Origin of the sequence: Pseudolactococcus reticulitermitis, from assembly GCF_002260845.1 — a bacterium.
In the GTDB taxonomy this organism is placed as follows: domain Bacteria; phylum Bacillota; class Bacilli; order Lactobacillales; family Streptococcaceae; genus Pseudolactococcus; species Pseudolactococcus reticulitermitis.
The window spans coordinates 1-23,129 of record NZ_BEDT01000001.1 but is presented as its reverse complement, the minus strand read 5'-3'; the positions used below and the strand labels follow the sequence as shown (position 1 = coordinate 23,129).

Annotated in this window: 19 protein-coding genes; 16 read left to right on the top strand and 3 right to left on the bottom strand. The window is 40.8% G+C overall.

Annotated elements, in window-relative coordinates; translation table 11 throughout:
• The first annotated feature begins 6 nt into the window (after positions 1-6).
• The 4 genes from RsY01_RS00095 to RsY01_RS00080 all read left to right on the top strand — a co-directional run bounded on the left by RsY01_RS00095 (position 7) and on the right by RsY01_RS00080 (position 4,462).
• On the top strand, positions 7-1,671 hold the full coding sequence (locus RsY01_RS00095) for a sialate O-acetylesterase (protein WP_094783534.1): 1,665 nt from the start codon (positions 7-9) through the stop codon (positions 1,669-1,671).
• Positions 1,671-2,081 carry a PTS sugar transporter subunit IIB gene (locus RsY01_RS00090; protein ID WP_094783533.1) on the top strand — a complete coding sequence of 137 codons (411 nt, stop codon included), beginning with the start codon at positions 1,671-1,673 and terminating at the stop codon, positions 2,079-2,081. Before RsY01_RS00095 ends, RsY01_RS00090 begins: the two co-directional genes overlap by 1 nt.
• A gap of 88 nt (positions 2,082-2,169) precedes the next feature.
• On the top strand, positions 2,170-3,594 hold the full coding sequence (locus RsY01_RS00085; protein ID WP_094783532.1) for a glycoside hydrolase family 1 protein: 1,425 nt from the start codon (positions 2,170-2,172) through the stop codon (positions 3,592-3,594).
• Positions 3,595-3,598: 4 nt separating this feature from the next.
• Positions 3,599-4,462 carry an ROK family protein gene (locus tag RsY01_RS00080; RefSeq protein ID WP_094783531.1) on the top strand — a complete coding sequence of 288 codons (864 nt, stop codon included), beginning with the start codon at positions 3,599-3,601 and terminating at the stop codon, positions 4,460-4,462.
• 74 nt (positions 4,463-4,536) lie between these two features.
• Here RsY01_RS00080 and RsY01_RS00075 read toward each other — a convergent pair whose 3' ends face one another.
• On the bottom strand, positions 4,537-4,803 hold the full coding sequence (locus tag RsY01_RS00075) for a type II toxin-antitoxin system RelE family toxin (protein ID WP_094783530.1): 267 nt from the start codon (positions 4,801-4,803) through the stop codon (positions 4,537-4,539).
• A complete protein-coding gene (gene relB, locus RsY01_RS00070) occupies positions 4,793-5,038 on the bottom strand; it encodes a type II toxin-antitoxin system RelB family antitoxin (RefSeq protein WP_094783529.1) in 246 nt (81 codons plus the stop codon). The genes RsY01_RS00075 and relB overlap by 11 nt, the downstream gene beginning before the upstream one ends.
• Positions 5,039-5,250: 212 nt before the next feature.
• Between relB and topA the strand changes: the two genes are divergently transcribed.
• The 8 genes from topA (at position 5,251) to guaA (ending at position 17,415) form a co-directional block, all read left to right on the top strand.
• On the top strand, positions 5,251-7,389 hold the full coding sequence (gene topA / locus RsY01_RS00065) for a type I DNA topoisomerase (protein ID WP_094783528.1): 2,139 nt from the start codon (positions 5,251-5,253) through the stop codon (positions 7,387-7,389).
• A 519-nt stretch (positions 7,390-7,908) separates the two neighbouring features.
• Positions 7,909-9,864, top strand: a complete 1,956-nt coding sequence (parE, locus tag RsY01_RS00060; RefSeq protein WP_094783527.1) for a DNA topoisomerase IV subunit B — start codon at positions 7,909-7,911, stop codon at positions 9,862-9,864.
• Positions 9,865-9,871: 7 nt separating this feature from the next.
• On the top strand, positions 9,872-11,206 hold the full coding sequence (locus RsY01_RS00055; protein ID WP_157905753.1) for a TrkH family potassium uptake protein: 1,335 nt from the start codon (positions 9,872-9,874) through the stop codon (positions 11,204-11,206).
• A gap of 36 nt (positions 11,207-11,242) precedes the next feature.
• On the top strand, positions 11,243-11,896 hold the full coding sequence (locus RsY01_RS00050; RefSeq protein ID WP_094783525.1) for a potassium channel family protein: 654 nt from the start codon (positions 11,243-11,245) through the stop codon (positions 11,894-11,896).
• An 18-nt stretch (positions 11,897-11,914) separates the two neighbouring features.
• Positions 11,915-14,362, top strand: a complete 2,448-nt coding sequence (gene parC / locus RsY01_RS00045; RefSeq protein WP_094783524.1) for a DNA topoisomerase IV subunit A — start codon at positions 11,915-11,917, stop codon at positions 14,360-14,362.
• 73 nt (positions 14,363-14,435) lie between these two features.
• The gene (gene lspA, locus RsY01_RS00040; protein WP_094784207.1) at positions 14,436-14,888 is read left to right on the top strand and encodes a signal peptidase II; all 453 of its coding nucleotides are present in this window, start codon (positions 14,436-14,438) and stop codon (positions 14,886-14,888) included.
• Between the two features lie 6 nt (positions 14,889-14,894).
• Positions 14,895-15,794, top strand: a complete 900-nt coding sequence (locus tag RsY01_RS00035) for an RluA family pseudouridine synthase (protein WP_094783523.1) — start codon at positions 14,895-14,897, stop codon at positions 15,792-15,794.
• Between the two features lie 82 nt (positions 15,795-15,876).
• Positions 15,877-17,415: a glutamine-hydrolyzing GMP synthase gene (gene guaA, locus RsY01_RS00030; protein WP_094784206.1), complete on the top strand. Its 1,539-nt coding sequence runs from the start codon at positions 15,877-15,879 to the stop codon at positions 17,413-17,415.
• A gap of 146 nt (positions 17,416-17,561) precedes the next feature.
• On the opposite strand, the gene RsY01_RS00025 is transcribed toward guaA, so the two are convergent.
• Complete coding sequence (locus RsY01_RS00025) at positions 17,562-18,329, bottom strand: GNAT family N-acetyltransferase (RefSeq protein WP_094783522.1); 768 nt, start codon at positions 18,327-18,329, stop codon at positions 17,562-17,564.
• 182 nt (positions 18,330-18,511) lie between these two features.
• Here RsY01_RS00025 and RsY01_RS00020 point away from each other — a divergent pair, with 182 nt between their 5' ends.
• The 4 genes from RsY01_RS00020 to RsY01_RS00005 all read left to right on the top strand — a co-directional run.
• Positions 18,512-19,483: a serine hydrolase domain-containing protein gene (locus RsY01_RS00020; RefSeq protein WP_157905752.1), complete on the top strand. Its 972-nt coding sequence runs from the start codon at positions 18,512-18,514 to the stop codon at positions 19,481-19,483.
• The gene (locus RsY01_RS00015) at positions 19,476-20,003 is read left to right on the top strand and encodes a flavodoxin domain-containing protein (protein ID WP_094783520.1); all 528 of its coding nucleotides are present in this window, start codon (positions 19,476-19,478) and stop codon (positions 20,001-20,003) included. Before RsY01_RS00020 ends, RsY01_RS00015 begins: the two co-directional genes overlap by 8 nt.
• 28 nt (positions 20,004-20,031) lie before the next feature.
• Positions 20,032-20,292 carry a hypothetical protein gene (locus tag RsY01_RS00010; protein WP_094783519.1) on the top strand — a complete coding sequence of 87 codons (261 nt, stop codon included), beginning with the start codon at positions 20,032-20,034 and terminating at the stop codon, positions 20,290-20,292.
• 847 nt (positions 20,293-21,139) lie between these two features.
• The coding region (locus tag RsY01_RS00005) for a DUF11 domain-containing protein (protein WP_133063180.1) at positions 21,140-23,129 on the top strand (1,990 nt) is incomplete at its 3' end.

The following is a 23,129-nucleotide window of genomic DNA, read 5'->3' as shown; positions in this document are numbered from 1 at the left end:
TTATGAATGACCCAGCTTGGACGAGGCACCAATGTAGGTCAAGTTTCAAGATTTTACAGAGTAAAATCGCAGAAAGTCTTTGAGCGGACAAAGCTCGCGAATGCCCCCGCTTGGACGGAGCGCCAGCGTAGGTCAAGTTTCAAGATTTTACAGAGTAAAATCGCAGAAAGGAAAATTATTGTGTTAAGATTAAATCCTTTAATCACCAAAGGTGTTGTTTTACAGGCAGAAGAGCCAGTCTTGATTAGTGGGACTACCCAAAGCAATATTTCTGTCAGTTTATCTTTTGGTGATGAACAATATCAAACACAGGCTGACGAAACGGGTAAGTTCTTGTTTGAATTACCAGCTCATGCCTATGGTATCAGTGGCGAATTAGAAGTGATCACTGAAAAAGAGGACACACTCATCATCTCAGATGTCAAGTTCGGTGAAGTTTTCTTACTAGGCGGACAGTCCAATATTGAATTCAAAATGTCGCAAGAAAAGCATTTTGAAACAGTTCATGACGCTAAGGACTTTGGTCAATATGATATCTCTTATGTCATTGTCCCACAGGTTGACTATCTCGATGAAAATGGTGTGACAAAACCTGATGATGCCAAGTGGCAAGGCTGGTTACCTGTCAATCGTGAAAGCCTTGCTGAGCTATCGGCAGTTGGTTATTATGCTGCGATTGAATGGGCAAAAAATCATCCAGATGTGCCAGTTGGTCTAGTTGCCTGTAATAAAGGAGGCACTAGTGTCACAACTTGGCTTGATGAGGAGAGTTTGAAAGCCTCGCCATTGGCACAAAAATATGTGGTTGAACCTTATCAAGCAGCCCTCCTTGGCAAAACAGCAGCAGATTTTGATCGTCTAGCAAGTGACTACCGTGAGACTGCGGAAACCTACTATGCCTTACGAGAGAAGTGGGTGCGCGAACATCCAGAATTGACCTTGGGCGAAATTAAGGAAGTGATTGGTGGTAGTCCATGGCCACCGCCGTCAACACCGCAGATTTTCACGCGACCAAGTGGCGTTTACCATACCATGTTTGAGGGAATTACCCCCTATACATTTAAGGCGGTGCTTTGGTATCAAGGCGAGGAAGATAGCCGTTATCCAGATATGTATGCGGAAACACTCCCGATTTTACTGAAAACCTGGCGACGCGATTTGAAAAGTCCAGATTTACCATTCTATATCGTGCAGCTTCCTATTTTTGATGAGACGCCACTTAAAAGTTGGGCAGGTATTCGGCAAGCTCAGCTCGAAATAGCACTTGCAGATGCTCATAGTCATCTCATCGTGACTGCTGACACAGGCGACAAGGATGACGTTCATCCGACCGACAAGTCAGAAGTCGGTAAGCGAATTGGTGAGATTATCAACAACAAATATTACGATAACTCACCTTACGCCTTTATTTCTGAACATGGTGCAGAACATCTGATTTTGACTATCAAAAATGCAGAGACGGTAGTACTAAAAAACTATCCAGTTGTTATCAGCATAGATGATAGAGAAACATCTGCCAAAGTTAAGGGAAACCAGCTCATCATCAACTTGAAACCAGACGCGAAAGTCGTCCGATATGGTTGGCAAAATGCGCCAGAATTGAGCCTTTTTAACGAAGTTGGCTATCCAGTGTCACCCTTTGAGTTTATCTTAAGTAAGGAAGTGGAATAATGGGTCTATTTGGAAAGAAAAAGCAAACGGTACCAGAAAGTGCGCCGATTATAGCAGAAGAAGTGACTGAAAAAGTAGCGGTAAATCCGATAAATTCAGCAGGCAAAGCACTTGTCATTAAAATTTTCTGTGCAGGTGGTTTTTCAACCTCACTTTGGGCTTTGAAAACGGAAGAAGCCTTACATCAACAAGGGATTTCAGGAACCGTTTCAGCCTATCCTGTTGCTGAAATTGAGACAGAGGGTGCTAATGCCGATGCCATACTTATCGGACCACAGACCAGATATGTTGAAGCGGATGCCAAAAAAGCCTATCCAGACAAAATTATTGAGGTCGTCCCGTTTACAATTTTCGGGCGAGTTGATGGTGAAGCAAATATTAAATATCTGAAAGAAATCGGCGTGATTTAAAATTGATAATCTCACATTTTCGACAGCAGAACTTGTAGAAATCGATGCAATTTTGTTACAATAAAACTATATAGAAAGTAGATTAAACATGACAACTTTAAATTTCCCCCAAAACTTTTGGTGGGGTGCCGCAACATCTGGTCCTCAAACTGAAGGGCGTTTTAACAAACCCCACGCTAATATTTTTGACTATGAGTTTGAAATGACCCCTGATAAATATTGGCATGGTATTGGCCCTGATACAGCGTCAAATTTCTACAACGACTATAAAAACGATATCGCCTTGATGAAAGCAGCAGGTCTAAATTCTGTCAGAACTTCTATTCAATGGACGCGTCTGATTGATGATTTGGAAACGGGTACGCTCAATCCTGATGCGGTTAGATTTTACAACGATGTGATTGATGAATTTATTAAACAAGGCATTCGACCAATCATGAACCTGCACCATTTTGATGTGCCTGTTGACTTGATTCACACATATGGTGGTTGGGAATCGAAAGATGTCGTTGATTTGTTTGTCCAATTTGCTGAAAAATGTTTTGAGCTTTTCAGTGATCGTGTAACAGATTGGTTCACGCACAACGAACCCATGGTCGTCGTTGAAGGTGGTTATCTCTACCAATTCCATTATCCAGATTTGGTTGATGGGAAAAAAGCGGTACAAGTGGCTTATAATTTGCAACTAGCATCGGCAAAAGTAATTGCGGCTTTTCGCAAGCACAACAAAAATCCTGAGGGTAAAATCGGTGTGATTTTGAATTTGACCCCTAATTATCCAGCCAGTGAGTCTGAGGCAGATCAAGGAGCAGCACATTTTGCTGATTTGTGGCAAAATCGTCTCTTTATGGATGCTTCTGTCAAGGGAGAATTCCCAGCCGAACTCGTTGACATTTTGAGGAAAGACAATGTCCTTTGGGAGTCGACGCCAGAAGAATTAGCCATTATTAAGGAAAATACCATTGATTATTTGGGTGTCAATTTCTATCACCCCAATCGTGCGCGTGCGCCGAAATATTCGTCTGATTCCCTAGCTGTGGATTGGTTGCCTAATAAATATTTCGAAGAATACGAGAAACGTGGTGTTCGGATGAATGTTGATAAAGGTTGGGAAATCTATCCACGAGCGCTCTATGACATTGCCAAAAATATCCAAGAAAACTATGGCAATATCCCTTGGTTTGTCTCTGAAAATGGTATGGGCGTCAGTCGCGAAGACCGTTATTATGATTCTGAAAGCAATCAAATCAAGGATGATTATCGGATTCAATTCATCAAAGAACACCTTTATTATGTCCACAAAGCCATTGCCGAAGGCAGTAACTGCTTTGGCTATCATTTGTGGACGCCGATTGACTGTTTCAGCTGGCGCAATTCCTATCGCAATCGCTACGGTTTGATTTCAGTCGATATTCGCAGACAAATTAAAACACTTAAAAAATCAGCTTACTTCTTTAAAGACTTAGCAGATAGCTCAAGCCTTGAATTACATGAATCAGAAATGGAGAAATAAACAAATGGCACTTTTAACAATCGACGTCGGTGGCACAACCATCAAGTATGCCAGTTTTGACAAGGGAAAATTAGCACACAAAGGGACGAAGGACACACCTGCAACCTTAGAGGCGTTTTACCAGACCTTTACAGCGATTAAAGATGAAATCTCTAAACAAGTTGAGCTAACAGGGATTGCCATCAGCTGTCCAGGTGCTGTGAGTAAAACTGACGGTGTGATTTATGGCGCATCAGCCATTCCTTATATCCATCATTTTCCAATCAAAACAGCCTTTGAAGACCTGTTTGGTTTACCAGTTTCAGTGGAAAACGACGCCAATTGTGCAGCGCTTGCGGAAGTTTCCTACGGTGCAGGAAAAGACTATCAAGATTTACTTTTCTTTGTCATCGGAACTGGCATCGGTGGTGCGGTCGTCCTCGATAAAAAAATCCGACACGGTGCCCATCTCATGGGCGGTGAATTTGGTTTCATGTTGATGAAGGACAAAACTTTATCAACGAACTCTAGCCCTGTCCGCATGGCTAAAGATTACAATGAAACGCATGGGACAGACTTTAATGGACAAGAAGTCTTTGCCTTGGCGGAGAAGGGGGATAAAGACGCTCAAGAACGCGTTGACACCTTATTTGACAGTCTAGCACGTGCTATCTTTAATTTACAGTATGCGCTTGACCCAGAAATCGTTTTGATTGGTGGCGGCATTTCTCAGGCAGATTTCCTGATTCCAAAACTTCAAGCAGCCCTGCAAGTCGTTTATGACAAGGTCGAAATTGCAACCATCATGCCGAAAATCGCCGTTTGTGAGTTTCAAAACGATGCTAATTTGATTGGCGCAGCTGCTGATTTTTTGGCAGGTAATAACTAATATCATATCAAAGTAAAAAACTTTCATCTTCGCTATTGAACATGAAAGTTTTTTGATTGAAATAGATAGTTTTTCTATCTATAAACATCTCGTCTATGACTAATCTGCAAGGCAAGAATCATCAGCTCATTATCTTTAATCATGACGATTAACCGATAGTCTCCAATGCGATAACGCCAAAGTCCCGCTAAATCGCCGACAAGTTGTTTGCCATAGTCGTGTGGGTCATCAGCTTTTAAGATGGCCTGATTGATATAGTTTTGAATACGTTTTTGGGTAAATTTATCTAGTTTACGAAATTGACGATTAAATTTAGGGGATGGGACAAAATCATAGGTCATCATCAAGCCCCAATTCCGCTTGTAAGTCTTCCCAAGATTGGACTGGTTTGCCTGTTACGATGTATTCTTGAAATTCAGCAACAGAAGTTTCTGCAAGCTTTAAATCATATTCATTCTCGTATTTTTCAAGCATTGTGCGTTTGATGCTTTCGGACAATGATAACCCCTCAAACTTGGCCATCGCTTGGAAAAATTGTTTTTCACTGTCTTGGACTTTAATTGTAATAGTTGCCATAATGGTAGCTCCTTTCTTGGTAACACCATTGTAACACTAAAAAAGAAATAGGTCAATCAGTAATACCTAAGTGTTACATTTTATCTCAAAAGGCCTATTTCTTGTAGCAAAAAAATCACGTTTTTCCTATAAGAAAAACAGATTTGTCTTGACAATCAGAAAAAAAGCCGTTATGATAGGTGGAGTAATCTGATAGAAAGTTGGCTAGCCACATGGTAACAGCGACAACAAAGAAACCAGCCGTTAAAAAAACGACGGCTAAAAAAACAACTAAGAAAAGAGCAGCAACAAAAATTAAAAAGAATTTGGTCATTGTCGAATCACCTGCTAAGGCAAAGACGATTGAAAAATATCTCGGTCGCAATTACAAAGTTGTGGCGTCTGTCGGGCATATCCGTGATTTGAAGAAATCAACCATGTCTGTTGATATTGAACACGACTACGAACCTCAATATATCAATATTCGAGGCAAAGGTCCTTTGATTAATTCCCTTAAAAAAGAAGCTAAAAATGCTAAAGCTGTCTATCTTGCAAGTGACCCGGATAGAGAGGGAGAAGCGATTGCTTGGCATTTGGCGCATATTTTAGGGCTTGATGTTAAGGATAAAAATCGTGTCGTCTTTAATGAGATTACCAAGGATGCGGTCAAAGATGCTTTTAAAGAACCACGTTCGATTGATTTGGACTTGGTAGATGCCCAACAAGCCCGTCGAATTTTAGACCGTTTAGTCGGCTATTCCATCTCGCCAATTCTTTGGAAGAAGATTAAAAAAGGCTTGTCGGCAGGTCGTGTCCAATCCATCGCCTTAAAACTAATCATTGACCGTGAAAATGAAATTAATGCCTTTATTCCAGAAGAATACTGGTCAATTGAAGGCAATTTCAAAAAAGGGACTAAGAAATTTCCAGGTAGTTTCTATGGTCTTGACGATAAGAAGAAGAAACTACACAAAAATTCTGATGTCTTAGAAGTTATGGAACGCCTGACGACAGACGAATTTACTGTCAATAAAGTTGACAAGAAAGAACGTCGTCGCAATGCACCACTGCCCTATACGACATCTTCTCTCCAACAAGATTCAGCCAACAAAATCAATTTCAGAGCGCGTAAGACCATGTCTGTTGCGCAACAATTGTATGAGGGAATTACCTTAGGTCCTAACGGTCATCAGGGGTTGATTACCTATATGCGGACCGACTCGACACGTATTTCACCAGTTGCACAAGCGGCAGCAGCCAGTTATATCGTCGATACCTTTGGCGAAAAATATAGTAAACACGGCAGTAAAGTTAAAAATGTCGCGGGTGCTCAGGATGCCCATGAGGCCATTCGGCCGTCCAACGTTTTAAATACGCCTGAGACCATTGCCAAATATCTCGATAAAGATCAGCTCAAGCTCTATCGCCTGATTTGGAATCGTTTCGTTGCCAGCCAAATGACGCCTGCTGTTTTTGATACGGTGAAAGTCAATCTTTCGCAAAATGGGGTCATGTTTACGGCAAATGGCTCACAAGTCAAATTTGACGGTTATATGGCGGTTTACAATGATGCGGATAAGAACAAGATGCTGCCGGAAATGGCTGAGGGTGATGTTGTTAAGAAAGACAATATCAAGCCTGAGCAGCATTTCACGCAGCCACCAGCACGTTTCAGTGAAGCCACGCTAATCAAAACATTGGAAGAAATCGGTGTCGGTCGCCCGTCAACCTATGCGCCAACGCTTGAAACGATTCAGCGCCGTTACTATGTCAAACTCTCAGCTAAGCGCTTTGAACCGACAGAACTCGGTGAAATCGTCAATAACATGGTCGTCGAATTCTTCCCCAATATCGTCAACACTGAATTTACAGTCGATATGGAGCAGTCATTGGATGATGTCGAACACGGCATGCGCCAATGGGTGGAGGTCGTCGATGAGTTCTATCAACCTTTCGCCGTTGAGCTTGAAAAAGCTGAAACCGAGATTGAAAAAATCCAGATAAAAGATGAGCCTGCCGGTTTTGATTGCGATGTTTGTGGCCATCCGATGGTGATTAAACTTGGCAAATACGGCAAGTTCTACGCCTGCAGTAATTTCCCAGACTGTCGCAATACCATGGCGATCGTCAAGGAAATTGGTGTTGTTTGCCCGACTTGTCACGAAGGTCAAGTCATTGAACGTAAGTCTAAACGCAATCGGATTTTTTACGGCTGTGCCCGCTATCCAGACTGTGAATTTACCTCATGGGATAAACCCATCGGTCGAGATTGTCCAAAATGTGGTCAATTCTTGGTTGAGAAGAAAGTCCGTGGTGGTGGTAAACAGGTCGTGTGTAGTAATGGCGATTATGAAGAAGAGAAGATTAAGTAATCTATTTTAAATCAAAAAAACGCTGTCGGTTGATAGCGTTTTTTGCTTGTTGTTTTTTAAAATTTCATTCAATACGTGAATAGAAATATGCTTTAGAATCTGTATCATAAAAAAGAGACTCAAAATCTCTTTTTAGATTTGTTCTAGTATCTTTACAGAAACAGGAACTATACTTATATTTTTTGAATATATTTTAGAAAAGTGGAACTATACTTCCGATAGTCCATATTATTGTTTATTGACAAATGGCTTGCCGAGGTATTAAGACTTTGATTTATGACTAAGTTCTTTTTATACTACAATTTGTTGATTTAACAATTGAAAACATCTCAAAAGAGGTGTTTTTTTGACAAAATGAATTGTCGTGTATACTTAAATCAGAAGTTTTTTGCCAAAATCAAGAAAATAAGGTATTCTATAGTATAGAGCATTTTTCAAATCATTCAGATGATAGACTTAAAAGGTCTGAACACCGTTTGATTTGAAAAATCTAGACTGTATGTCCAAAGGAAAAGTAAATTGACAATAGATATTAATAATTACAATGATGATGCCATTCAGGTTTTGGAGGGTCTTGATGCAGTTCGTAAGCGCCCAGGAATGTATATTGGGTCAACCGATGGGATTGGTCTCCACCATTTGGTCTGGGAAATTGTCGACAATGCTGTTGATGAAGCTTTATCTGGTTTCGGTGATGACATTAAGGTGACAATCCATCAAGACGGCTCACTGACCGTCTCTGATAGCGGTCGTGGGATGCCAGTTGGGACGCACGCAACTGGGATTCCAACCGTTGAAGTTATCTTCACCGTCCTCCACGCGGGTGGTAAGTTTGGGCAAGGTGGCTATAAAACGTCAGGCGGTCTTCATGGTGTTGGTTCATCTGTCGTGAATGCTCTCTCAAGTTATCTTGAAGTTGAAATCACGCGTGATGGTGTGGTCTACCGCCAACGTTTTGAAAATGGTGGCAAACCGGTTACAACGCTCGAAAAAATCGGTAAAGCACCCAAATCTAAAACGGGTACAAAAGTCCACTTTATGCCAGATGCGACGATTTTTTCAACGACAGACTTTAAATACAGTACCATTTTTGACCGCCTCAATGAATCTGCTTTTCTTTTGCCAAATGTCACATTGACCTTGACAGACGAACGTAATGAGATTGATGGTCAACCTGAATCAGCAAGTTTCCACTATGAAAATGGTGTGCAAGATTTTGTCGCTTACCTCAATGAAGATAAGGATACCTTAACACCTGTCATGTATTTTGCAGGGGAAGCTGAGAATTTCCAAGTTGAAGTGGCCATTCAGTACAATGACGGCTATTCTGACAACATTCTCAGTTTCGTCAATAACGTTAAAACAAAAGATGGTGGGACGCACGAAGCAGGACTCAAACAAGCCATTACCAAATCGATGAACGAGTATGCTAGAAAAGTTGGCTTGCTTAAAGAAAAGGATAAGAACCTAGAGGGCTCTGATTACCGAGAAGGCTTAACAGCGATTCTATCTGTCCTTGTACCCGAAGAACATCTCCAGTTTGAAGGGCAAACCAAGGATAAATTAGGTAGTCCCAAAGCCCGCCCAATCGTTGATAACATCGTCAGTGATAAATTAGCCTTTTTCCTGATGGAGAATGCGGAATTATCACAAAACCTAATCCGCAAAGCGATTAAGGCGCGTGATGCGCGTGAGGCTGCTCGAAAAGCGCGTGATGATGCGAGAACGGGTAAAAAAGGCAAGAAAGATAAGGGGCTTTTATCAGGCAAGTTGACGCCAGCTCAGGGTAAAAATCCTGCTAAAAACGAATTGTATTTAGTCGAAGGAGATTCCGCTGGCGGTTCTGCTAAACAAGGCCGTGACCGTAAGTTTCAGGCGATTTTACCACTTCGAGGTAAGGTCATCAATACTGAGAAAGCCAAAATGGCAGACATTCTCAAAAATGAAGAAATTAATACCATGATTTACACGATTGGTGCGGGAGTTGGCGCTGATTTTGATATTTCGGATATTAACTACGATAAAATCATCATCATGACCGATGCCGATACCGACGGTGCCCATATTCAAACCTTGTTACTGACTTTCTTTTATCGCTACATGAAACCACTCGTTGAAAATGGTCATGTCTACATTGCCCTGCCACCGCTTTATAAAATGAGTCAAGGGAAAGGGAAATCCGAAAAACTTGAGTATGCCTGGACTGATAGTGAATTAAACGAAGTGCGCAAGCATTTTGGGAAAGGCGCGATTTTACAGCGATACAAAGGACTGGGCGAGATGAATGCTGACCAGCTTTGGGAAACGACCATGAATCCTGACAGTAGAACCTTGATTCAGGTGACTTTGGATGATGTGGCGCAGGCTGAAAAGCGTGTGTCGGTGCTCATGGGCGATAAAGTCGAGCCACGCCGTAAATGGATTGAAAATAATGTTGAATTTACGCTTGAAGAGAAAAGTGAAGTGATGCAATAAGATGCCTATGCCCCAATTTATCAAACAAATGAAACCGCCACAGATGATTATCTTCGGATTTTTATCTGTGATTCTGATTGGCTCGATTTTTCTAGCCTTGCCTATTTCGGACCAAAATGGGCAAGCAACCTCTTATTTGGACAGCTTGTTTATGGCTGTTTCAGCGACTTGTGTGACGGGCTTGGCCGTTGTCAATACTGCCGACCACTGGAATACTTTTGGTCAAGTGATTATTCTGATCATGGTTGAAGTAGGTGGTCTGGGATTTATGAGTTTCTTAGTGCTTTTGTTGAACATGACAGGGCAGCATCCCTCATTCAAATCTAAAATGCTGATTCGTGATGCCTATAATTTCACGAGTATTAACAACGGTGATAAGTTAGTCAAGGCCATTGTCAAGCTGTCCTTGGTGACACAACTTATCGGTGCGGTGTTGCTGAGTGTGGATTTCATTCCTAAATTTGGCTGGGGAAAAGGGATTTGGTTTAGCGTTTTCCATGCGGTTTCGGCTCATTCTAACGCTGGCTTTGACTTATTTGAGACATCCCTCTTTCAGTTTAGAGATAATCCCTATGTCCTGATGATTATGAGTTTTCTGATTTTATCGGGCTCCTTTGGCTTTATCGTCTGGTTTGACTTGATTAGTTTTTGGGAGGTGAAGAAAATCACCCTCCATTCTCGCTTGGCTTTGACAATGACGGCAATTTTAGTCGTTGCGGGCACAGTTTTATACAGTCTGCTCAATATCAAAAGTTTTAATGGTCATCCACTGACATTTTTGGCACAGAATTTTTTCCTGAGTATCACTCCGCGTTCTGGTGGTTTTACCTTTAGTAACTATAATGCGACAAGCTATGCCAGTCTGGTCTTGACCATGGTGCTGATGTTTATTGGTGGCACGTCGGGTTCGACTGCTGGTGGCGTCAAGACGACGACGTTTGGTGTGCTAGTGATGAACATCCGCTACATTTTTAGCAATCGTTTCAAAACGATTTACCACGAAAGACAAATTCCACGCCGGACAATTCGTCGTGTCTACGAAATCATTTTCATTTATCTGGCGATTATCTTTATGTTTTCATTTGTTTTACTGATCACAGAAAATTTGCCACTAAATAATGGGATTGAATATGTCTTTTTCGAAGTTATCTCGGCACTAGCGACGGTTGGCCTATCTTTAGGCTTGACCCCTGATTTGACTGCGATTGGTAAACTCTTGATCATGGTACTAATGTTTATTGGGCGAATTGGGATTATGACCGTGATTTATGCCCTCAGTAGCCATGCTAAAGTAGATGAAGAATTGATTCGTTATCCAGAAGAAGAAATTGTCGTCGGTTAAGGCTTGACTGAACTAGCCTAAAAGAAAGAAGATGAGATGAAAAGTTTTTGTGTGATTGGTCTGGGGCGCTTTGGCTCTAGTGTGGTGAAAAGTCTCGTCAAGAATGGTCACGAAGTGGTGGCGATTGATACGGATGCCAAAAAAATTGATGAGTATAAAGATATTGCCACGCACGTCATGATTGCGGATGCGACGGATGAGCGTGTGCTTAAAAATGTCGAAATTGATAAGTTTGACGGTGTGGTTGTTGGCATTGGCAGAAATGTGCAAGCCAGTATTTTGACGACGATGATTGTGATTGAGGCAGGCGCTAAAAACGTCGTCGTTAAAGCCACGACCGATGTACAAATCAAAGTCTTGACGAAAATTGGAGCAGATAAGATTATTCAGCCAGAAAAAGATGCTGGGAATCGCGTTGCCGATAATTTAGCACACCCAGATATTTCGGAATACCTCGATTTGTCGGATGATTATTCCTTTGCGAAGATTGTCGTCAGAAATATCAAATTTAACGGTCTGACCCTCTTTCAAGCCAACCTCACGCAAGATCACCATGTCAATGTCGCCTTTGTTAAGAAGGCAGACGGCACCGCTACAATCGGTAAACACAATACTAAAATCGGTTTGGGCGATGTCCTTTATGTCGTCGGCACCAAAGACGACATCGAAAAATTCTCAGAAATCATATAAAAAGAAAAAGAAGACACTATGAGCAATGTACAAAAACTCTCTCTAGAGGAGATTATGGGCGACCGATTTGGTCGCTATTCAAAATACATCATTCAGGAGCGGGCGCTGCCTGATATTCGCGATGGCTTAAAACCCGTTCAACGGCGGATTCTCTATTCGATGAATAAAGATGGCAATACCTTTGACAAAGGTTACCGGAAATCTGCCAAGTCCGTCGGCAATATCATGGGTAACTATCATCCCCACGGCGATAGTTCGATTTATGATGCCATGGTTCGCCTCTCTCAGGACTGGAAGATGGGGCAAGTCCTCGTCGAAATGCATGGTAATAACGGCTCCATGGATGGTGATCCACCCGCAGCCATGCGTTATACCGAGGCCCGCCTATCTGAAATTTCCGCCTACCTCCTACAAGATATCGACAAAAACACCGTACCCTTTGCCTGGAATTTTGATGATACCGAAAAAGAGCCGACTGTTTTACCCGCCAGCTTTCCCAATCTTTTGGTTAATGGGTCAACAGGAATTTCAGCGGGGTACGCGACGGACATTCCGACGCATAATTTAAGTGAAGTCATTGATGCCACAGTCTATATGATTGACCATCCGACTGCCACTGTTGATAAACTGATGGATTTTCTACCAGGCCCAGACTTTCCGACGGGTGCGATGATTCAAGGCAAGTCTGAGATAAAAAAAGCCTACGAAACGGGTAAAGGTAAAGTCGTCGTTCGGTCTCAAACCAAGATTGAAGAGCTCAAGGGCGGGAAAAAGGAAATTGTCGTCACTGAAATTCCTTATGAACTCAACAAAGCAACCTTGGTCAAGAAAATCGATGATGTCCGTGTCAATGCGAAAGTCGCAGGCATTGCGGAAGTCCGTGATGAATCTGACCGTGATGGCTTGCGAATTGCGATTGAGCTGAGAAAAGATGCCGATGCTGAGCTGATTTTGAATTATCTGCTCAAATATACCGATTTGCAGGTCAATTACAACTTCAATATGGTGGCGATTGACAATGCCACACCGCGTCAAGTCGGGATTGTCCCAATCTTGTCAAGCTATATCAGCCATAAACGAGATGTCATTCGCTCACGGTCGATTTATGATCGAGACAAAGCTGAAAAACGTCTCCATATCGTGGAAGGTCTGATTCGTGTTCTGAGCATTTTGGATGAAGTCATTGCCCTCATTCGTGCCAGCGATAATAAAGCGGATGCCAGAGAAAACTTGATGGCTTCCTATGAATTTAGTGAAGCACAGGCTGAGGCTATTGTGACCTTACAGCTTTATCGTTTGACAAATACCGATGTGGTGACGCTACAAAATGAAGAGGCGGAGCTCAAAGAACGCATCACAACCTTGTCAGCTATCATCAATGATGAAAAAACAATGTTTAATGTCATGAAACGTGAACTTCGTGAAGTTAAGAAGAAATTTGGGCAACCCCGTAAAAGTATCTTAGTGGACGAAGTGGTCGCGATTGAAGTGGAGGCGGCCTCACTCATCGTTAAAGAAGAAACGATTGTCAGCGTGACGCGTTCTGGCTATGTCAAACGGACAACGCCACGTAGTTTTTCAGCCTCTAAACTGGCAGAAATTGGCAAACGTGAAGATGATTGCCTGATTTTCCATCAAGCAGCGCTGACGACTCAGCATTTGTTGTTATTTACGACTTTTGGCAATGTCATCTATCGACCGATTCATGAGCTGGATGATATTAAGTGGAAAGATATTGGCACACACAGCTCTTCTTTGGTCAACAATTTTTCTCAAGAGGAAGAAATTCTATTTGTCCAAATTTTAGATGATTTCGACTTGGAAACGCGCGAATTAATGGTCGCAACGAAATTTGGTTTAATCAAAAAAGTTGCACTGACTGATTTCAAACCATGGCGCACTTACCGCTCTAAATCAGCCCAGTATGCCAAATTTAAACAAGCTGATGATCAAGTTGTTTCAGTAGACTTTGATCGACAAGCAGATGTGATGTTAGTCACTTACAACGGCTACGCCTTGAGATTTCCGTCGCAAGATGTGCCAGTTGTGGGGGCAAAAGCAGCTGGTGTTAAATCCATTAACTTAAAAGATGGTGATTTTGTTGTCGCAAGCTATTTTGCTGAGACCGATTCATTCTATGTCTTGACCCAGCGTGGCTCTTTGAAACGTGTGAATTTCATTGAAATTCCTGCTAAAAGCCGTGCGGGTCGTGGCTTGCAAATACTCCGGGAGCTTAAAAAATCACCGCATAAAGTTTTTGATTCAGGAACCGTTAAAAACGTCTACGGTGGCGATTTATTTGCTGAAACGGATCAAGACTTACAAATTTTACAAGTCCAATCCCAAACCGATAAATTGTTTGAAATTAATCTACCAGATTTAAATCTACTCGACCGCACCTCAAATGGTTCTTTCATCTTTGATGAGGCGATTGAAGGTGGCGTTAAATCGGCAAACTTGAAATAAATGAGGACAACGCTGTAATCAGAAAATTTAGCAAGCAGAGGCTTGCTTTTTTTGTTATAATAGAACGATGAAGTTGAAAAAAATAAGTTTACCAATTGTGATTGTATTAGGTATTATTCTTGACCAAGTGGTCAAAATGGCGACTGTCAAAAATATCAAATTATCTGAACAAAAGCCTATGCTTAAAGGTCTTTTATCACTGACACATCTGCAAAATGATGGCGCGGCTTGGTCGATTTTAGAAGGTCAGCAATGGTTCTTTGTCTTGACAACTGTGCTTGTCTTGGTAGTCGCCATCTGGTTTTGGCTCAAAAATCTGTCAAAAAATTGGTATGCTATTGGGCTAACGCTGATTATTTCAGGTGCTTTGGGCAACTTTATTGACCGAGTGCGCCAAGGCTATGTCGTTGATATGTTTCAGCTCGACTTTATCAACTTTCCTATTTTCAATGTGGCAGATATTTTGCTGTCGGTAGGATTCGTGGTGCTCTTTATTGGTATTTTGATAGAAAAAGATGAAGGTTAAGATAAATTGGAAATAAAAATTAAAGCCCAGTCCGCAGGATTGCGACTTGACAAGGCCATCTCAGATAACTCAGACGTCTCACGAACTCAGGCCAACGACTTGATTAAAGCAGATGCTGTTTTGGTCAATGGTCAAGTCAAAAAAGCCAAGTACAAAGTATTAGAAAATGACATCGTGTCCTTTGAAATTCCTGAGCCAGAAGTGCTGTCCTACGAGGCAGAAAACATCCCGCTTGATATCGTCTATGAAGATGATGCTGTCGCCGTGATTAACAAACCCCAAGGCATGGTCGTCCATCCCTCAGCAGGTCATCAAACAGGTACACTCGTCAACGCCTTGATGTACCACATGACCAACTTGTCAAGCATCAATGGTGTCATCAGACCCGGCATTGTCCACCGTATCGATAAGGATACCAGTGGTCTGTTAATGGTTGCTAAAAATGACCAAGCGCATGAATTTCTAGCCGCACAACTCAAAGCACATACCTCGAAACGTCGTTATCTTGCCATTATCCATGGGAATTTGTTGAATGACCGTGGTGTGATTGAAGCGCCGATAGGTCGCAATGCTAAGGATCGGAAAAAGCAAGCTGTGATTGCGGGTGGTAAGCCTGCCTTGACCCATTTTGAAGTGTTAGAACGTTTTGGTGATTTTACCTTGGTCAGCTTAACACTTGAGACGGGTCGTACCCACCAAATTCGGGTGCATATGGCCTATATCGGGCATCCCGTCGCAGGCGATCCCTTGTACGGGCCGAAAAATGCGCTCAAACCGAATCAAGGTCAGTTTCTACATGCGCAAATGCTAGGATTTGAACATCCAACAACGCATGAATGGCTAGAATTTGAACTTGAGCCACCGAAATTATTCCAAGCGACACTAGAAAAATTAAGAGAAGACTAACAAATGTCATTTTTTTGGTAAAATAGAGATAATCTAATTTATCCAACATAAGAGAAGGAGTTCTACTTTGACAACCACTGATATGCAAGAGATGCAGAAAATCATCGTCCTCGACTACGGTAGCCAGTACAATCAGCTGATTACCCGTCGCATTCGTGAATTTGGCGTCTTTTCCGAGCTGAAAAGCCATAAAATGACCCTCGACGAGATTAAAGCCTACAATCCTAAAGCCATTATCATTTCAGGTGGCCCTAACTCAGTTTATGAGGATGACGCGTTTGATATTGACCCCGGCGTTTTCGAGCTTGGCGTTCCCGTTCTGGGCATCTGTTATGGTATGCAGCTCATGACCCAAAAACTAGGGGGAAAAGTAGAAGCGAACCCAGGCAATGGGGAATTTGGTCCAACTAAAATCAACCTCGATGCCACATCTCAATTGCTTGCAGGCACACCCGCTGAACAAACCGTTTTGATGAGCCATTCTGATAATGTCACAGTCCTACCAGAAGGCTTTAAAGTTGCAGCCCATACCGAAAAAACACCGATTGCTGCGATTGCCAATGATGCAAAAGGGCTTTATGGTGTACAATTCCATGCTGAAACAACTCTCAGCGAATATGGTCATGACATCATTGAAAACTTCGTTAAAAAAATCGCTAAGGCATCAGGCGACTGGTCAATGGCAGGTTTCGTTGACCAACAAATCAAAGAAATTCGTGAAAAAGTCGGCGATAAAAAAGTCTTGCTCGGTCTTTCTGGCGGTGTCGATTCATCAGTTGTAGGTGTCCTTTTGCAACGTGCTATTGGTGACCAACTGACGTCTATCTTTGTTGACCATGGCTTACTCCGTAAAGGCGAAGCAGAACAAGTCATGAACGATTTAGGCGGCAAATTCGGCCTCAATATCATCAAAGTAGACAGCAAAGCACGCTTCATGAGCAAACTAGCCGGTGTTGCTGATCCTGAGAAAAAACGTAAAATCATCGGTAATGAATTTATCGAAGTCTTTGACGATGAAGCCTCAAAACTTGACGGTGTTGACTTCCTTGCCCAAGGCACACTTTACACTGACGTCATTGAATCAGGGACGGACACAGCACAAACGATTAAGAGCCATCATAATGTTGGTGGATTGCCTGAGGATATGCAGTTTGAACTGATTGAGCCCTTGAACAAACTCTTTAAAGATGAAGTTCGCGAGCTTGGTGAAGTCCTTGGCATGCCACATGATTTAGTATGGCGCCAACCTTTCCCAGGTCCAGGTCTTGCCATTCGTATCATGGGTGAAATTACAGAACCACGTCTTGAAAAAGTACGTGATTCAGACTTGATTCTCCGTGAAGAAATCGCTAAAGCAGGGCTCAACGAGAAAATCTGGCAATACTTCACTGTCGATACAGGCGTTAGCTCAGTTGGTGTAACAGGTGACTTCCGTAGCTATGATACCGTTATCGCTATTCGGGCGATCACATCTATTGACGGCATGACTGCTGATTTCGCTGAGATTGATTGGCAAGTCCTTGCTGAGGTTTCACGTCGTATCACCAATGAAGTCAAAGGCGTCAATCGCGTCGTCTATGATATTACCGCTAAGCCACCTGCTACTGTTGAGTGGGAATAACAGAGTAAATCGAATTGGAGTGTTTACGCCGATTTAACAACGTTTTGAAGTCGTAAAATGGTATAAATTTGTTAAAATCTAAATAGTTCCCATCAAAAATTCCACCGAGAAAAATTCTTGGTGGGATTTTTGATATTTAGGTTATTTTATTTATTCAAATCATCAATAAACACAATGCTTTCCGCCGTCAATTCGACCCATGCTGGTCTAAAACCGCTCTTAATAGCGTTTCTTACTGAGCGAATATTTGACCAAGCGCAACAATAAAAAGGCACTTTTCCTAACTTTATAATTTCCAGAGCCAAAGTGCTTGTCAAAGCAGCAGCAATCCCCTGTTGTCGATAGTCTGGCAGGACATCAACGCCAATTTGCCACATGGTTTCACAATCGGCTGAACATCCTGCTAATCCTACTAGTTTACCATTATCAAATGCACCAACAGCTAAAACATCTAATTCTTTACGATTTTTACACAAGGCATTGCGCCACTCAGATACATACAAGGAAGAGAAGTCATCAGGCTGCAAAACTTTGAGGTCATATTGGCACGGCAGTTGCTTTAAGCAGTCAAGGTCTGGGAGAAAATATTCCGCCATAAAACAGACTTGCATCCCGTGCTTTTCGAGTGCTTTATTTAGAACGTATAAATTTGGTGTTTCAAAACAATGACCGACTTCAAATTGATTGATATAAGTTTCGACGACATCGGCAATGGTAGCAGCCACTGAAGCAACGATGTTATCACCATATGAAATCAAATGACAGAAAAAAGGCAGTATCAAATCTTTTCGAGCATCATTATTTTCAGATGATAGCACCACTTTATTTTGGGTTGACCGAAAATCATCTGGCTCACAACTTAAATCAATAGCTGATTGCTTCATTGCGATTCGTAAGATCTCTTTATTGTTCATCAGTTCAACTATCTCCTTGTGAGTTTATCAAATTAAGTATATAATAAAGGGATAAAAAACACAATCAATTATACAATGAAAACATAGAAAATATAACTGATTGATGTCATATTAATCTACCTGTTAAATACTGGACCAGTAGCGTCATGACAAATTTAAAAAGATAAATCAGAGGTGACAAGTTGAACTCAGAACACTTACTAAAGCAAATTGTAACTGGTCACGAAGGGGTAAGGCTGACGGTCGGTAAGCTCACAAATGGCATCCCAGAAATAAAAACTTACGATGAAAATGGCGAAGTAGTCTTGGGGGAAACTTGTCGTTATCAAATTGGCTCAATATCAAAAGTAGTGAGCGGCACTGTATTAGCAGAGCTATTAATCAACCATCGTATTCCCATAGATACACCTATCAATCAAATCATCAACCATCTTCCGAATAGAGACTATCCGACGATTAGACAAGTGGTCACGCATACAGCTGGATTTGGTCTGGCGATGCCCTTTAGCTGGATGCACTATTTAAAAATTGGGCTTTCAACTGGTACAAGAGAGAAGAATCCCTACTTTTGTGCGTTGCATGAAGATGCGGTACTTAGAGCACTTGCTAATTTTAAATTTGATAGCAAGAAAAAATACAGATATGTTTACTCAAATTTTGGTTATACAGTTGTCGGGTTGCTGATTTCTAGGTTGGCAAATGAAAATTATTCTGAAGTGATGCTAAAATGGTTATCTGAGCATGACTTGACCGAGACAAATTTCGTAAATGCTCCTCTTGTCGCTTGTTTTGATAAAAAGAATCATCAGTATGAACCTTGGGCGTGGCAATCTGGTGTCAATAATCTTGGATTGGCAGCAGGTGGCTTAAATAGCAGTGCTAGCGATTTGTTGACATTTGCACAATATCATTTGAGTGCAACATCAGATTTTATTCGCCTAACGCATGCTAAATTAGCGCCAAATGTCTCTAGCAAAAAATCAATGGGCATAGGCTGGGACTTAGTTGGTCGGTTTATTGAAAAAGCTGGCGCAACGGGAACGCATTTTTCTTATTTAAAAATGGATCGCGTCAGTAAAAAAGCCATTGTCATACTGCTTAATTACCCCAATGTAAAAATTCTTCAGTTAGGAGATATACTGATCAATGAATAATATCGCAGTTATCTATCAATCACATTATGGTACGACCCAAAAATATGCTGAGTGGATCGCCCAAGCACTTGATGCTGATTTATTGAATAGAAAAAAAGTATCTGTATCTGACTTAAGTCAATATGACATGATTATTTATGGAGGTGGTTTATATGCGGGTGGCTTACTTGGCATAGACTTGGTTTCAAAAAGCAAGTTCAAGCATCTTGTAGTGTTCACAGTTGGACTTGCTGACCCCAAGCTCATGGATTATGCAGAAATTATGGCGAAAGCATTCCAAAATCAAGCATATCAACCTGATCAAGTTTATCATTTTCGTGGCGGGATTGACTATCCAAAACTCAGTTTCCTCCATCGCAGTTTGATGACATTGCTCAAAAAGACGGTTGAGAAAAAATCTGATTCGGAGATATCTGCTGAGGGTAAAGCGATACTTGAGACCTATGGTCAAAAGGTTGATTTCATTGATAAAGAAGTGTTGATACCTTTGCTTACTTATGTAAAAGAAATATTAGCTTGACACTAATAGAAAGAAGGTGCGTGTTGGTATGGATACAGCATTGAGTTTAAAGCAACGATTGCGCACAGAAGATTTATCTGAGGTAGTCACTCAAGATTTACTTAATCGTTCTGAAATTGTCAATCAATTACTCAATCAAAAAGTAAGAATCGATACTTTTACAGGTTTACGGAAAATGGAGTTCAGATTGATAGAGTTACAGGAAAAACTTGATTTAGGATTAGAATGCATTTTAGCGCACAGAGGCATTTATCGTTTGGAAACTGACGGACTGATGACTGATGACTGATGATATTGGTAAATTGTTTTATCCCTACCCTTATTGAACGAATGTTCTTGAAGTGCTGACCTTGATGAAAAATGAAGCCTTACTAGGTAGGAAGGAACTCAAATAAGCTAGAGCTTATCTAAGTAGCAAGAAAACACAAGCAGAAAAAATCTTTATGGCGACTTCTTGGACGACGTTTGATCCGGTGAATCAATCGGGGGGAGTGGATTAGTGATGTAATAGCAGAATTAGAAAGATAGTTATTTTATGAATTAAAAATATCATAGATGCTCATCCCAAATTTTTTGGGTAATAATCTTTAAATACCTTTGTTAAATGTAGCGGGGTATTTTTTTGTTATTATTTTAGGAATTTCAACGGTCAATCAAGAGAAATTCGCAGATAAAATATCAAATGTCTTTAATATAAAACACTTTGGTTATTTTAAGCATAACATCTTGACAAATATATAAAATTGTGTTAATTTTTAGTTGGGAGGTACTAAATATGATGTTATAATCAAATAATTTCTAAAGATTTACTACTTATTACTAAGTTATACTTTTTCGTAAAGACTGTTCCAAAGGGGGTGGGATTATGTTTTTAGTTTGAAAAAATAACGTAAAAGGTTTATAAAATATCAAATTACTATTTATTAAATTACTATTAAAGAGTAAGGTCGTTTCAAGTGTATTTTAAGGGAATAACAGAGATGAGCGACGATATTGTCTAATTTTAAAAAGTTAGATAAAAAAAGCATCAAGCAAAATAAACTGAAGTGTGTCATTTGGGGAAATGATAGCACATGACTTTCTATCATTGAAAGTATATGAAATGACTGTAATAAAGGTAAAAAGGGGGGAATAAAATGAAGAACGTTGCAAAGTCCTATTTTATGCTAATTATCTTGTTGCTGCAAGTGATTTTACCGTTTGGGCAGGTGAATGCTGTGGCAGTGAATCAGGAGCTAGTTTATTTTACACAATATAAGACTGAGAAAAAAATAGAAGAAGTGGAGATTCAGAACGAAACTTTAGAGTTTTCGGTTGCTTCACTTCAGCAAGAAGGAAAAACAGTACTTTATCTTCCAGATGGGCTTGCAATGGAAGAAAATGTTCCAGAAGGAGTCATTATCCAAGGTGGAGAATGCTCTATTGATTGGCAAAGCATAAAAAATGAGGGGGAGAGTGATAAAAAACGAGTAGATTTCAAATTTTCAGTCAAACATTTGAAGCAAGGTAGCATTACAAGTGATACAGGTGCAAGTTTAAACTTAATTTCAAGGGAAGCACAGACAAAAGAAACTTCTTCTGAAACTGATCAATCAAAAGCTCAGGAAATTGAGAAGGAAGCGCAAGAAGTTCAACTAAAAGAAGAAAAACCATCAGCTACACCAATACCGAAGATAGTTCAAAAAGTGGGAACACCCATTCCTTATATCCCAAATGGATTCTACTCTGTTAATTTTTCTGAAATACCGGCAGATGATGCCCATAAATTAACATATTTAGAAGGATATGAGATAGACGCGAACGATGCAACAACTCAGGTGTATCGTAGTACGCTTACAGTGGGAGGACAACCCTTATATGGTTGGCTGAATGCTCTTTCCGTGTATGATGATGGTTTTTTTGCTACACTTGTTCAAGTTGTTAATGGGGCAAAAGTGCAGCACTTTGTGTTCATTGATTGGAATGGTGAGGCAACAATTTTACAAAATGACCTGCCAGTGATTGACATTCTTGCAGGAACGATTGATGTCAAAGAAAATCAATATATCGTCTTGCGTGGCACAGTATTTGAGTTTTATACGATTAATCCAGATCATAGTTTGACCCTAGATCATTCTATACCTTTACAAGTTGCCACAAATCCAGATAATTTAGCGGACATTGTCATTGATGATGCAGGCTATCTTTGGGCATTTAACGGAGAGGATCAAAAATTATATCGGGCAGATAAAAATACAGGAGTAATAACCGCTGCCGAAACAATAAGTAAAAGCAATGGTGATGATTGGACCTTTAGTAGTGGTGCGCTAGCATTCTTGCCAGATGGTCGTTTGATAAACAAAGGCTATAAACCGGGTGGAACGTATACAGATCCTGGTATTCAAACAATTATTGATTTGAAGACCGGGGTAGGAACGATTCGTACGAAGGACAAACAATCATTTATTGGACAAGAAGACCAAGCACAGGGGGATTATGCTTCGCTTGTCATACCTAAAAATATTTCTCCTGAATTAACGATTGAAAAATCAGCACCGCCAAAAGTAGAGAATAACGATACCTTCACCTATCAATTTAAAGTGAAAAATATTGGTACAATTCCAACGCTTGATACCCGTGTGAAAGATGTTTTACCAGAGAACTTGGAATATGTCCCTAATACAACAAAAGTTAATGGCTCACTTGTTTCAGATGTAGCAGGCGAAAGTCCGTTATTCTCATCAACGGGTTTGAGTATTCATTCGATTGATAGTCAAATTCCGGGTGAAGTGATGCACACAGAAGATGATGAATCAAATGCTGTTCAGATAACAGTGGAAGTTAGGGCAGTCGTACCAAAAAACTTTCCTTGGGAATCAGATACGATTATGACTACTATTCCTAATACTGCAACAGTTGGTGCTGCTAATGTCAATACAGTCACATCAAACGAAGTTAAAACGATTGTCCCGGGCTACAAAGGAAAAGCAGAGGCAGAAAAACATGTCTTTGATAGCACAGGAAAGAAAATTGATGGAGAAAGTGTCAAGGTTGGAGATGTCTTAACTTATGAATTGACTGTAAAAAATATCGGTGATGCAAAATCCGAGCTTGTCGATTACGAATTTGGTGATGATGTCGAAGATA